The following is a 12,467-nucleotide window of genomic DNA, read 5'->3' as shown; positions in this document are numbered from 1 at the left end:
ATTCTTGCAGGTTACCCAAATAAAATAGGCCCAGACATTTCTGGTTTTCTTCAATAGTTAGGGATTCTTGTAAATGATCTACTAATTTCGGGGAACTCCAGTAGCATCCAACCTGATGGGCCGTACAGGTAAGGTACATATTCTGAACCGCCATTGAAACGGCGGCAATTTCCTCCCATTCCGGAACCATTGCACTGAAATTAACAACAATAGAAACAACGGCATCTGCTTTATTAATTTTAAAACCTATGTCATTGTATTTTTTTTCTAAAAAAAGTTGTTCCGGTTGCGTAGCTTTATAGATTGCCTGCATTTCCGAGGCCAGTTTTGCTTTTTCTTCCCCTTTAAAAACCTTAAAACGCCAAGGTTTTGTACGCTTATGATTGGGCGCTAATGTTGCTGAATGGAGTATTTCATCAATGATTTCCTGTGAAACTTCCGTATCGGTATAGTCTTTTGGAAAAACGCTTCTTCTTTGTCCTATGATTTCTTTTAAAACTTCTGCTTTATTCATAGTGCAAAATTACAAAAAAGACACAGAAGTGAGATGTTAACAGTGAGAAGTGAGCAGTAAGAAGTAAGAAGTAAGAAGCTTAGCAAAAATACGTTTCACTTTTCACTTCTCACTTCTCACTTCTTACTATCATAAAACTTCAATAATTTTCTGATGGATTTTATTCAACGTGAACTCGTCGCCTGATTTCATGCCCATCATTTTCTTTGCCATCGGGCTTTCTGAGGAGATGGCGTAGAACCGGTCGCCTTCAAAAAAGAACTCCCCAAGCGAAACTGAAATATAAAACCGGGCTTTATTCGTAATCACCAGAGAACCGAGCTGTACTCTTTCCGTAGAATTATTCAGTACTTTGGCCATATTTCTTCTCAAATCATTTAGAGCTCCCAACTGTCGCTGCATCTGGTAAATTTCTTCCTGCATTTCCTCGCGCATGCTGTCATATTTGGGAGTTTTTTTTATATCGCGGCTTGCTTCCTGAGTGAATTCAATAAAGTTTTTAAGCTTTTCTATTTTCTCGGCAATTACGGTTTTTACATAATCTCTTATGTTATTTTTCTCAAACACTATCTTCTCCATACATCGAATCTTTATATAAAGATAATATTTTTTTAAATAATATTCCTTTCCCTTACGATAACAATTATAATTCAATCAATCAAAAGAATAGTAAGAAAAAAGCCCTGCAGATTTGCAGAGCTTCGTTTTATTTTTCAACTAATTTTTTGAGATTGTTTAATCCTTCTTCATAAGACTTTCCCATCTGGTAATCCATCATCGGCCTCATGATTTTCATCCATGTTTCCTGCTCCGTATCCATAGTCCAGGTTACATTTGTATCGTTTCCTTCAGGAGAAATTGTAATTTCAGAAGTAGCCTGTCCGTCAAACGGCCTTTTAAAAATCATTTCTGTTTTTTGCTTTTGGCCAGGGACAACCTCTTTAAGTTCCTGACAGCCCGCTCCGGCTTCATCATTTTTACTGTCCCAACAGTATTTATCACCAACTTCACCGGAATTTCCAGAATAAGTAATTTTCATATTCGGATCCAGTTTCATCCACGGATTCCATTGATTAAATGCCTGCATCGAGCTTACCTGCTGCCATACTTTTTCTTTCGGAGCTTTGATAACCATCGATTTTTCGTAATGATAATTGCTACCGAAAGCAATCATGGCAATTACTACATACACAACAATTAGAAGGATTATGACACCCAGAATTTTTAAAATTGTTTTCATAGTTCTGTATTATTTAAAGTTATTTTTTCTCATCATGAGTATTCTTTATTGCTGTCAAAAGTAATCAATTCTTCATTATCTTCTCTTCGCATATGACAAGATTATTCTACACCGTCAATTTTGTCACACCTTCTTTCTCAGGCATTATTTTTGAGCAATTTCGGTGTCGGTTCGGCAGAATTATTACTTTTACAAGAATTAAAAAATTAGAATATGAATATTTTAACGGAAAAATTTAATACACCATATCATTCAGCACCATTCAACAAAATCAACAATGAAGATTACCTTCCCGCATTTAAAGAGTTGATAAAAAAATCGGAAGAAGAAATTGATGCTATCGTTAACAATCCCGAAGACCCTACTTTTGAAAATGTTATTGAAGCATTGGCGTATTCCGGAGAGCAGCTGGATGTAGCTTCGAATATATTTTTCAATCTGAACTCTGCAGAAACAAGCGACGAACTACAGCAGATCGCCCAGGAAGTTTCCCCGATTTTAACGGAGTATTCTTCAAAAATCTCTCAAAATGAAGCCCTTTTCAACAAGATAAAAAAAGTATACGACAAAAAAGAAAAATACAACCTGAATGAAGAACAAAAAATGCTTTTAAATGAAACTTATAAAGGTTTTGTTAGAAGCGGCGCTTTACTGAATGAAGAAGACAAGGAAAAATTGAAGAAGATCAGCATGGAACTGTCTGTAAAATCGCTTCAGTTCGGGCAGAATGTACTGGCTTCAACCAACAGTTATTTCAAACATATTACCCATAAAGAAGATCTTGCCGGAATTCCGGACGCCATTCTGGAACAATATGCCGAAGAAGCTAAAGAAAGAAACCTTGAAGGATGGGTGGTGACACTGCAGTATCCTAGCTATATTCCGTTTATGACCTATGCTGAAAACCGTGAACTGAGAAAAGAAATTGCCTTGGCGAATGGTAAAAAATCTTTCGACGGCGGTGAATTTGACAATCAGAACTTAATTAAAGAATTACTGAATTTAAAGCAACAGAAAGCAGAATTATTAGGCTATAAAAATTATGCAGATTATGTTTTGGAAGAAAGAATGGCAAAATCTCCTGCAAAAGTCATCGATTTCCTGAATGAGCTTTTAACCAAAGCAAAACCGTATGCCGACAAAGAAATTGAAGAACTGAAATCGTTGGCCAAGACTGATGGAATCGAAGAAATACAGACTTACGACCATGCTTATTATGCAGAAAAGCTTCGTAAAGCAAAATTTGATCTGAACGATGAGGAATTAAAGCCATACTTCCCGTTAAATCAGGTTCAGGATGCCGTTTTCGGATTGGCTGAAAAACTTTTCGGATTGACTTTTGAAGAAAGAAATGATATCCCGAAATACCATGAAGATGTAAAAGTGTATGAAGTAAAAGAAGTCCTGCACTCTAATCAGAATGACAATATGCCAGAAGCCAATAGCCAGAAGCCAAAAGCATTTAAAGCCCTGCTTTATGTAGACTATTTCCCAAGAAAAGGCAAAAGAGCCGGCGCATGGATGACGAGCTATAAAAACCAGTATCAAAGAAACGGTGAAAATTCCCGTCCGCATATTTCCATTGTCTGCAACTTCAGTAAACCAACGAAGGACACACCGAGCCTGCTGACCTTTCAGGAAGTGACCACTTTGTTCCATGAATTTGGACACGCGCTTCACGGAATGCTTGCCGAAACTCAATATCCTACTCTTTCGGGAACTTCTGTAAAGTGGGATTTTGTGGAATTACCTTCGCAGTTCCTGGAAAACTTCTGCTATGAACCGGAGTTTTTGAAAACTTTCGCCAAACATTATCAAACCGGGGAAGTGCTGCCGGATGAAAAAATTGAAAGAATAGCACAATCAAAAAACTTTATGGAAGGGTATCAAACCTTAAGACAAATCGGTTTCGGATTGCTTGATATGAATTACCATACAAAGGTTGGAGAACTGGAGAGTAAGAGTGTGAAAGAATTTGAAGATGCTTACACGAAAGCTACACAATTATACCCCGCAAACCCCGAAACAGCGATGAGCCCGAGTTTCTCGCATATTTTCCAGGGCGGATATTCCGCAGGATATTATTCTTACAAATGGGCCGAAGTTCTGGATGCCGATGCTTTCCAGTACTTTAAAGAAAACGGAATTTTCAATCCTGAAATTGCCGCAAAATATAAAGTTCTTCTTTCTTCCGGCGGAACGAAAGACCCGATGGAACTGTACAAAAGTTTTAGGGGAAGTGAGCCGAAAGTGGAAAGTTTACTAAAAAGAGCATTTGGATAAAATATTTTAAACCATTAAGCACCATAAGCTTAATGGTTTTTTATTTATATTAAACAAAGTTTTGACAAAGAAATTTTGATGACATAAATTATTGGCATTTTTTCACTACCTTTAGTACTCAAAACACCAAATAAACAAGGGATTACATAGCATTATGAAAGACAAACTCTATTTCATTAAGACCAATCCTGTCAGTGCCAAGATCAATCTTTACAATAAACTCTGCAGTGAAGAAAAAAGCATGCTTCCGTTCATGGAAGACGATAAAGAAGCAAGTCTTGAAATCATTAAAAGAAAAACAGCAGATAATGTAGAAAGTCTTTCAAAGGAAGAATTTATATGCATATTCAACTGGTTTGAATCCCGCTATCATTCGGATCCTGAAGAGATGAAAGCCCAGCTTTTCATTCACGGAATAGATGTTTTCTATGAAATTTCAAACCCATTATGCATTGAAAATTTTTCTAAAATATTAGAGGATTATGAGAATTATTTAGATCACAGGTTTTCTTTCATCATGAATTCCGAAAGCTTCGCTCATTTTCTGATCTACGGAATTTTTTTTACCGGAATGGCAAATAGTGACGAAAAATATTTATTTGATTTTCTAAAGCAGGATCACAAAGTTCTCTATGCTCTGGCAGAAAAAGGTTACGCAGAAAAAAGATTCGGCCTAACTCTGCAACCGGAAATGTATCAATACTTTTCTGATCTTTACGACTGTACTAATTTTTATAAGGGTTCTATTATTATAATTTAAAAAGAGACTTCTTACCGGAAGCCTCTTATTTAGTTTATTTGATAATTTGTCCTTTGTAATATTTTTCGAGGAAAAAGCCTAAATCTGCTCTGTACCCGATTCCGGAAGCTTCGAACTTCCAGTTTCCGCTGCGTTTGTACAATCTTCCGAACTCTATTCCTGTTTCTATAGAAAAGTCTTCATCAAGCTCGTATTTAGCAATTTCCTGATGGGTAAGATTATCAATAATTCTAATGTATGAATTTCTTACCTGCCCGAAATTCTGTTTTCTTCTTTCATAATCTTCTATGGTTACGACAAAAAGAATTTCCTGAACCCGCTCATCTACTTTTTCGAGATCAATGATAATGGATTCGTCATCATCACCATCGCTGTTTTTACCACTCGGATCGTCTCCTGTATGTGTGAGAGCGCCGTCGGGAGAGTTTAGATTATTATAAAAAACAAAATATTCTTCACTTACCAGTTTTCGGTCTGCATCAATCATAATTGCGGAAGCATCAAGGTCAAAATCATATCCCATTCCTTCATTCGGATCCCATCCAAGACCAATGGTCATTTTCGTGAACCCCAAATCAATTCTTTGTCCCTTCTGTAAATTAATTGCCATAATAATTTATGTGTCTTATTGTATTCGTTATCGAAGTTATGGCTGTTTTAGGAATTTTCCAAAATATTTTAAGACAAAAAAATAGGTATATTGCAGTTTATAAAAAATAAGTTGCCTTTATTCAAACATAAAAAATCCGATCATTCTGACCGGATTGATATTTTAAATTCAGCTAAACTAATTTATTCCGCGAACTTTTTTTCCGCAACAACCGCATTTCGTGCTTTTGCCAGCATCGGAATAGAAATTAATCCCATTATGAGCATAATGAAAATCTGCAACGGCAATGAAATGAAAGAATAGGTTAATCCTACTTCGCCACCAACTTCGCCGCTTTTTCCCATTGAGATAAATAAGGCCATGAAACCATATTTCATCGCCAGGTTAAAAGCTCCGATTCCACCGCTTGCAGGGATAATCATCCCGAAAGTACCGACTACGAGAATCAGAAATCCGTCATCAAAGGTAAAACCCGAAGTTTCCGGTAATGCAAAACACACAAGGTAGGCAGCAAAATAGTAGGAAACCCAGATTCCTATCGTATAAAGAATGAATTTGCCTTTTTGCTTTAGTTTGAATATGGAAGTTAGACCTTGAAGAATTCCTTTTCCAAAATTAATCAGTTTTTCTTTTTTAAATTTATAAAAAAGTAACAAACAAATTATAATCAATACGACTAAACCTAATTTAAGATAGAAATAAAAAGAATCAAAATCATCTACTCCAAGTTTCATCATTTGCCTTTCAAAAAAATTAGGAACAAATTTTTCTTTTTCGTCCTTCTTCTCCATCACAAATTGATAAAATGATAAAATCGTATTGAATTTAAATATAGCTGTTAAACACAGAAATATAATCATACAAACCAGATCTACCACTCTTTCCAGAATAATCGTCCCAAAAGACTGATCAACAGGAACTTTTTCAACACCGTACAAAGCTGTTGCCCTGGCCACTTCTCCACTTCTCGGGATGGTAAGATTCATCAAATATCCGAAAGAAATCGACCAGAGTGAATTGGAGTTTGAAATATTATATCCCATCGGTTCCAGCATCAGGTTCCAGCGTATTGCCCTGAACCAGTATGCCGCAATTCCGAAGCATGCTGCAAATGCTACCCACCAGTAATTGGCTTTAGACAATGATTTCTGTATAACTTTAAAGTCTAATCCTTTTAAGGCAACCCATAAAAAAAAGCCTGCAAAAGCAAGCGAAATCACTATTGTAAGAATTGATTTTAAAGGGTTCTTTGTTTTTTTCTCCATAGATTACGTCAAAAGATTTGTTTTTTCGTCCGGGAAAATAATTTTTGGCTGAAAATCTCTTGCTTCTTCAGGAGTCATCTGTGCATAAGCGATAATGATAATGATATCGTCCCTCTGTACTTTTCTGGCAGCCGGCCCGTTAAGACAAACTTCTCCGGATTTTCTTTTTCCTTTGATCACATAAGTATCAAAACGCTCACCGTTATTTACATTTACGATATATACTCTTTCTCCAACAACAAGACCCGCTGCTTCAATAAGGTCTTCATCTATTGTAATACTGCCGATATAATTAAGGTCAGAAGCCGTAACTCTCACCCTGTGAATCTTAGACTTAAAAACTTCTATTAACATAGTGCAAATTTATTAATAAAAATCAATAAAATGACTTTTTAGAATGATTTTAAAACCATCAGTGGCACAGACATTTAATTCCTTAAAATGTAACAGTTATTATTTTTAATTATAAATTCTTCAAATAATTATGAAAAGTCTTATTACTTTACACAAAATTTAGGATTTAATAAATACAAAAACCAATACAACAATTTTCATAAAGTCAATGTACATAAGCATTTGGCATGATTTTAGTGACGTGTATCGTACATTTTACGTGGAAACGTAAATTATCATATTTTAACTAATTTAAGTTAAAAATGAAAAAATTACTTATTTTTTTATAAAAAAATTGCACATATAGAAAATAGTATTATATTTGCTATTATAACGAACTAACTTTAATATTAAAAAAATTATGAACAAGTCTGAATTAATCGACGCAATCGCAAAAGATGCAGGTATCACTAAAGTTGCAGCTAAAGCTGCTTTAGAATCATTCATCAACAATGTAATGACTACTTTAAAGAAAAAAGACGGAAAAGTTTCTTTAGTAGGATTCGGTACTTTCTCAGTTGCTGAGAGAGCTGCAAGACAAGGTATTAACCCTGCTACCAAAAAGCCAATCAAAATTGCTGCTAAAAAAGTTGCTAAGTTCAAGGCGGGAGCTGATTTATCAAATGCAGTTTCTGGAGCTAAGAAAAAATAATCATTCAGATTAATTAAAAAAAATCAACCTCATCATTCGATGAGGTTTTTTTATTGAGATATGGCTTTAGGGAAGCCTCAGAAATCTCTTTCGGTAGATTTCACTGTCATCATTCACCAAGAGGTACTCCAAGAATTAACTAAGGCGCCAAACGTGAAATCTTCCAATCCAGACCATCAATTAATTCATAAATAATCCTGTCGTGCAAACGATTTGGTCTTCCCTGCCAGAATTCTATTTCATAAGGTTTTGCAATGTAGCCACCCCAATTTTCAGGCCGCGGAACCTCAGTATTTTCGTATTGCTTTTCCAGATCCGCTAACTTCCGTTCCAGAAACTCCCTATCCGGAATTTCCTGACTCTGCGGTGAAACGACCGCTCCCAGCTGACTGCCTTTCGGACGTGAATGAAAGTAGCCGTCGCTCAGATTCTCAGCGATACGCTCCAGATTGGCTTTAATTATAATCTGCCTCTCTAGTGTAGGCCAGAAAAAGTGAAGACATGCTTTATGTGTTTTTTCAATGGCTTTTCCTTTCCTGCTGTGGTAATTGGTGTAGAAAATAAAGCCTTCGTAAGTATATGCTTTAAGCAAAACCATTCTTGTACGCGGGCAGCCATCTTCCTCCATTGTAGAAACAGCCATAGCATTAGCTTCCGAGATCGCCGGATTTTCGGAAGCTTCAATAAACCAATCCCTAAACTGCTCGATAGGATTTTGTTTTATCTCACTTTCAATAAGTTGGGATCTCTCGTACACTTTTCTTTTATCGTGCAGGTTTTCCATAAATATTTTTTATTAAATTTGAGTATGAATTACTCCTACAAAGGTAAAATATTAATTTCCACACCTGATATTTCCGGTGATATTTTTTCCCGTTCGGTAGTATTGGTCATTGAACATAATGAGCAGGGCGCATTCGGCTTAATTCTGAATAAGAAAAACAGCCAGATGAGCGACAAGTTTAAAGATATGTTCGAGTTTAAGATTGAAGTTTATGATGGCGGCCCTGTAGAGAATGATAAGGTTTTTTTTATCGTTAAAGGCAAAAAAGTAACAGAACATTTTATAGAAATTACCCCGGATTTTTACCTTACGGAAGATATTGAAAATATTATCAGCGCTGTTTTAAATAGTGAATTAAGCATCAATGATGTTAAAATATTTTCAGGATATTCGGGATGGACTTCCATGCAGCTTGATGAAGAAATTCAGCGTAAAATGTGGACTGTTGTAGATGTTTATAATCTGGATTACACCTTACCAAATGACCAGACGCTTTGGAAATCTATTATGCAGAATCTTGGCGGTGAATACCTGCTTTGGGCAAACTCTCCGGAAGACATCTCCCTGAATTAAAACCGGTTATAGCTTTAAGCACTTTAACTTTAACAAATATTTAAGATATTTTTAGTCTAATTTTCTCAAATAATTTCCGTTATTTGTTTAACCAAAACTTAACCTTTATGAGAGCAATCAGACGGCGTGCTGTATTATTACTTTCTACACCATTTTTCACACAAAAATTCTTTGATATTCCCGATGAATATCTATTACCATACAATTTCTGATTATTCAGAATAAAAACCCGGTAAAGGACTTTTGGAACTTTTGTTGTTTACCGGGTTTGTCAATTTTTAAAAACTTTTTCTCCAGGCCTCTGCTAATTCTAAGAATCGGTTTTTCCCGAAAGTTTTATTTCTTATTTTACCAACTGAAAATATTCCTTTTTCTTCCGATATCAATAAAATCTCTTCCGCTTTCTGAGACTCAAAAGCAATAATTTCATGCTCCTGAATATCCGCAAGATTATTTTTATGTAAAAAGGTAACAAAATTCTCCATTAAAGGCGAAATATAAGCTCCTTCAGTCTGTTTTGGAACTTTAATGACATCACCTTCCAGAAATAGAAGGTTGCCGGTTCCAGCCCTTGCAATTCTTTTCGCCGGATTTAAAAAGATTACGTCATCAAGATCGTTCTCCTGCGCATAGATTTCACCATAAATATTTTCGGGACTATGAACACGGATATTGCTCAAAAGGTTATTATTGACATTAATTTCCTTGATCAGATCCAGTTCCAGCGACCTTTCGTGAACAGACAATACATCGTTCATTTCCACGATTTCATAATAATAAGACACGGAAGATTTTGATAAGGTAATTCCATCCATATTCCGGAATACCTGAAAATTGATGATCCCGTTTTTCACTCCCCTTTCAATGACCTCTTTATTGAAAACAGACTGGAAAAATTCCAGGGTATAAGATAGCGGAATATTCATTCTCATTTTTCTCATGGAGGCCATTAGAAAGAAATAACATTCTTCATCCATGATTAATTTTGCATCTCTTACAAAGAATGAAACCTTCACTGTATCTCCCGATAGAAATGCTCTGTTCTTAACATCCAATTCTCCTGATGTAAAATATTGATTTTCCAATTTATTATGATTTATTATAAAAAAATAATGAACGATAAATCGTTCATCAGTTTTATCTGCAATACAGCTTACGTTTAAGCGGCACCTAATTTTATTCTAAGGTTTTCGATAAGGTTTTCCCAATACATTGCATTTTCTTCTTCGTCTCCTTCTTCACAGAAGTCTGTAATATTCAGCGCCAGATCTTCAGTAATATCGTCGATTGTGATTGTCATTTCAAAGAAATGCTTCGTCCCTTCATCCTCTTCCCATCTGAAACGTACGAAACCTTCAGGCTTATATCGTATTAAAGTCGCCTTTTCTGCAGGGCCGCCTCCCCAGCTAAAATAGAAGTCGTCCCCTTTCTCTGTCACCTCATCCGCAAACCATTCAGACAACCCCTCTGCAGTCGCCAGATATTCGTATAAAATCTCTGATAAACAATGCATTGGAAATTCGTAATGGACTTTATGTTTCGCCATATAATCTTTGTTTTAATCGTCCCGCAATATATAAATTAATTTTTTTATTACACAAAAATGTATTTACTTTTTTACATAATCTTCATGATATTTGTCAGAAATTTTAAATAATTCAATGATCTTATTTTTGTAATAAATACGGGCGCCGGATAAGATTTTTCAAAAGCATTTTTTACCAACATTTTTCTCTGTCCGGAATATATTTTTTAATCTGGTAAAGCAAAAAAACATCGAAAAAATTCGATGTCTTCTGCTTTTTAATTTTCATTCAGAACATCCATAATAATATTACAGCCTTCTATGATTTCTTCCTTTGAAATCGTAAGCGGTGGTGATATCCTGAGGTATTCATTTCTGTACAGCTGCCAGAAAACAATAAGACCTTTTTCCATACATCTTTTGGCAACATTTAAGGTGTATTCTGGAGATCCAAGATTTACCGCCAGCATTAAGCCTTTTCCGTTAATATTTTTAATTTTCGGGTGAACGAGAAGTTTTCTATATAATTTTTCCTTTTCATCAATTTCATTCATCAGTCCGCTTTCCAGAACTTCTTTCAGAGTTGCATAGCTCGACGCTGCAATAAGCGGATTCCCCCCAAAAGTGGTAATATGACCAAGCTTTGGAGAATATGCCAGTGTTTCCATGATTTTTTTTGAACTCATAAAAGCTCCTACCGGCACTCCACCGCCCATTCCTTTTCCCATAACCAGGATGTCCGGGACAATCCCGAAATGCTCAAATGAGAAGAGCTTTCCGGTTCTCCCAAATCCCGGCTGAATTTCATCAAGAATTAATAAAGCCCCTACTTCTTCACATCTTTTCTTTAATCTTACTAAATAATCCGGATCAGGAACTAAAAATCCTGCTGCTCCCTGAATCGTTTCCATGATAACGCAGGCTGTTTTTTCCGTGATTTTATCAAAATCATTTTCATTATTGAACTCAATAAAACTCACCATAGGTAACAGCGGACGAAATTCTCTTTTGTGCGTTTCGTTTCCGGAAACACTTAGCGCTCCATGGGTGTTGCCGTGATACGAATTTTTAAATGAAATAATTTCTTCTCTTCCTGTATATCTTTTAGCCAGTTTAAGGCTCCCGTCTATTGCTTCCGCACCACTGTTGACGAGGTAAGTAATTTCCAGAGGATCCGGAGTTGATTCTGCGAGGAGTTTACATAAAGCGACCGGCTTTTCCTGTGCATATTCACCATAAACCATCACATGAAGATATTTTTCGGCCTGTTCTTTAATGGCATTTACTATTTTAGGATGGGAATGTCCCAGTGTATTTGCAGAAACTCCGGCTACAAAGTCCAGGTACTTTTTTCCATCGGTTCCATAAATATAGCTTCCTTCTGCTTTTTCCACTTCAAATCCTGCTGCAAATTTTGTGGTTTGTGCCTGATAGATAAAAAAATCTTTTTGCATTTCCATTGTATTGAAAAATTTCAGCAAAGCTAAAAAACATTCATTAAACGCCGAAATTAATGTGGTAAAATAAAAACGCTTACAGCCAGAAGCTGTAAGCGAAACCACCAAATCACAAAATATTAATATAGATTAACAATATTTATGGTTTAAATATATGCAAAAAAATTATTCCAAATACAAATTTTTCAAAAAAATTGCATTTTTTTTCTCATATAACAATTCAATTCCACAATTGATGAAATGATTACGCTATTAAACCTCAATTAATATGAGAATTTAATATTCACAAATTAGTGAAAAAAAGATAATTTGAACTATTTGAATTTTTCATAAAAAAAGCAGCAAACATACAATATCAAAAGGTTTATAAAAAATAACTCACCATTTGGAAATAAAATGGTGAGTATCAAT

14 protein-coding genes are annotated in these 12,467 nt (G+C 35.4%); 4 read left to right on the top strand and 10 right to left on the bottom strand.

Annotated features, from left to right (window positions below; translation table 11 throughout):
• The 3 genes from U9K52_RS16505 to U9K52_RS16495 all read right to left on the bottom strand — a co-directional run.
• Window positions 1-514 (bottom strand): nitroreductase (locus U9K52_RS16505; protein WP_248391260.1); only part of this gene is annotated, 514 nt, incomplete at its 3' end.
• 129 nt (window positions 515-643) lie between these two features.
• Window positions 644-1,093: a hypothetical protein gene (locus U9K52_RS16500; protein ID WP_248391259.1), complete on the bottom strand. Its 450-nt coding sequence runs from the start codon at window positions 1,091-1,093 to the stop codon at window positions 644-646.
• Window positions 1,094-1,220: 127 nt separating this feature from the next.
• Entirely contained in the window at window positions 1,221-1,754 is a 534-nt protein-coding gene (locus U9K52_RS16495) for an SRPBCC family protein (protein ID WP_248391258.1), read from the bottom strand.
• Between the two features lie 213 nt (window positions 1,755-1,967).
• Between U9K52_RS16495 and U9K52_RS16490 the strand changes: the two genes are divergently transcribed.
• Together U9K52_RS16490 and U9K52_RS16485 are read left to right on the top strand one after the other, a co-directional pair.
• Window positions 1,968-4,037, top strand: coding sequence for a M3 family metallopeptidase (locus U9K52_RS16490; protein ID WP_322927393.1), 2,070 nt, complete (start codon window positions 1,968-1,970; stop codon window positions 4,035-4,037).
• A 154-nt stretch (window positions 4,038-4,191) separates the two neighbouring features.
• A complete protein-coding gene (locus U9K52_RS16485; protein ID WP_322927392.1) occupies window positions 4,192-4,797 on the top strand; it encodes a hypothetical protein in 606 nt (201 codons plus the stop codon).
• Between the two features lie 34 nt (window positions 4,798-4,831).
• Here the strand turns inward: U9K52_RS16485 and U9K52_RS16480 are convergent, their stop codons facing one another.
• The 3 genes from U9K52_RS16480 to panD form a co-directional block, all read right to left on the bottom strand.
• A complete protein-coding gene (locus U9K52_RS16480; RefSeq protein WP_248391252.1) occupies window positions 4,832-5,407 on the bottom strand; it encodes a TerD family protein in 576 nt (191 codons plus the stop codon).
• A 182-nt stretch (window positions 5,408-5,589) separates the two neighbouring features.
• Window positions 5,590-6,672 (bottom strand): lysylphosphatidylglycerol synthase transmembrane domain-containing protein, encoded by a 1,083-nt coding sequence (locus U9K52_RS16475; RefSeq protein WP_322927390.1) that lies wholly within the window; start codon window positions 6,670-6,672, stop codon window positions 5,590-5,592.
• Between the two features lie 3 nt (window positions 6,673-6,675).
• On the bottom strand, window positions 6,676-7,026 hold the full coding sequence (gene panD / locus U9K52_RS16470) for an aspartate 1-decarboxylase (RefSeq protein WP_322927388.1): 351 nt from the start codon (window positions 7,024-7,026) through the stop codon (window positions 6,676-6,678).
• 400 nt (window positions 7,027-7,426) lie between these two features.
• Between panD and U9K52_RS16465 the strand changes: the two genes are divergently transcribed.
• On the top strand, window positions 7,427-7,717 hold the full coding sequence (locus tag U9K52_RS16465; RefSeq protein ID WP_029294646.1) for an HU family DNA-binding protein: 291 nt from the start codon (window positions 7,427-7,429) through the stop codon (window positions 7,715-7,717).
• Window positions 7,718-7,856: 139 nt separating this feature from the next.
• Here the strand turns inward: U9K52_RS16465 and pdxH are convergent, their stop codons facing one another.
• Window positions 7,857-8,501 carry a pyridoxamine 5'-phosphate oxidase gene (gene pdxH, locus U9K52_RS16460; protein ID WP_248391248.1) on the bottom strand — a complete coding sequence of 215 codons (645 nt, stop codon included), beginning with the start codon at window positions 8,499-8,501 and terminating at the stop codon, window positions 7,857-7,859.
• A gap of 24 nt (window positions 8,502-8,525) precedes the next feature.
• Between pdxH and U9K52_RS16455 the strand changes: the two genes are divergently transcribed.
• The gene (locus U9K52_RS16455; protein WP_248391246.1) at window positions 8,526-9,074 is read left to right on the top strand and encodes a YqgE/AlgH family protein; all 549 of its coding nucleotides are present in this window, start codon (window positions 8,526-8,528) and stop codon (window positions 9,072-9,074) included.
• Between the two features lie 278 nt (window positions 9,075-9,352).
• Here U9K52_RS16455 and U9K52_RS16450 read toward each other — a convergent pair whose 3' ends face one another.
• The 3 genes from U9K52_RS16450 to U9K52_RS16440 all read right to left on the bottom strand — a co-directional run bounded on the left by U9K52_RS16450 (window position 9,353) and on the right by U9K52_RS16440 (window position 12,053).
• Window positions 9,353-10,159 (bottom strand): aminotransferase class IV, encoded by an 807-nt coding sequence (locus U9K52_RS16450; RefSeq protein WP_322927387.1) that lies wholly within the window; start codon window positions 10,157-10,159, stop codon window positions 9,353-9,355.
• A gap of 74 nt (window positions 10,160-10,233) precedes the next feature.
• Complete coding sequence (locus U9K52_RS16445; protein WP_066433531.1) at window positions 10,234-10,620, bottom strand: START-like domain-containing protein; 387 nt, start codon at window positions 10,618-10,620, stop codon at window positions 10,234-10,236.
• Between the two features lie 257 nt (window positions 10,621-10,877).
• Entirely contained in the window at window positions 10,878-12,053 is a 1,176-nt protein-coding gene (locus tag U9K52_RS16440; protein WP_322927386.1) for an aspartate aminotransferase family protein, read from the bottom strand.
• Window positions 12,054-12,467: the final 414 nt, after the last annotated feature.

The sequence above is a fragment of the Chryseobacterium sp. MHB01 genome (genome assembly GCF_034651565.1).
Taxonomy (GTDB): Bacteria; Bacteroidota; Bacteroidia; order Flavobacteriales; family Weeksellaceae; genus Chryseobacterium; species Chryseobacterium nepalense.
This window is presented reverse-complemented; position numbering and strand designations above follow the sequence as displayed.

Coding starts and splice junctions, on each gene's coding strand:
- panD (WP_322927388.1), bottom strand. CDS start 7,026: ATGTTAATAGAAGTTTTTAAGTCTAAGATTCACAGGGTGAGAGTTACG.
- U9K52_RS16490 (WP_322927393.1), top strand. CDS start 1,968: ATGAATATTTTAACGGAAAAATTTAATACACCATATCATTCAGCACCA.
- U9K52_RS16475 (WP_322927390.1), bottom strand. CDS start 6,672: ATGGAGAAAAAAACAAAGAACCCTTTAAAATCAATTCTTACAATAGTG.
- U9K52_RS16485 (WP_322927392.1), top strand. CDS start 4,192: ATGAAAGACAAACTCTATTTCATTAAGACCAATCCTGTCAGTGCCAAG.
- U9K52_RS16445 (WP_066433531.1), bottom strand. CDS start 10,620: ATGGCGAAACATAAAGTCCATTACGAATTTCCAATGCATTGTTTATCA.
- U9K52_RS16495 (WP_248391258.1), bottom strand. CDS start 1,754: ATGAAAACAATTTTAAAAATTCTGGGTGTCATAATCCTTCTAATTGTT.
- U9K52_RS16455 (WP_248391246.1), top strand. CDS start 8,526: ATGAATTACTCCTACAAAGGTAAAATATTAATTTCCACACCTGATATT.
- U9K52_RS16480 (WP_248391252.1), bottom strand. CDS start 5,407: ATGGCAATTAATTTACAGAAGGGACAAAGAATTGATTTGGGGTTCACG.
- U9K52_RS16465 (WP_029294646.1), top strand. CDS start 7,427: ATGAACAAGTCTGAATTAATCGACGCAATCGCAAAAGATGCAGGTATC.
- U9K52_RS16500 (WP_248391259.1), bottom strand. CDS start 1,093: ATGGAGAAGATAGTGTTTGAGAAAAATAACATAAGAGATTATGTAAAA.
- pdxH (WP_248391248.1), bottom strand. CDS start 8,501: ATGGAAAACCTGCACGATAAAAGAAAAGTGTACGAGAGATCCCAACTT.
- U9K52_RS16440 (WP_322927386.1), bottom strand. CDS start 12,053: ATGCAAAAAGATTTTTTTATCTATCAGGCACAAACCACAAAATTTGCA.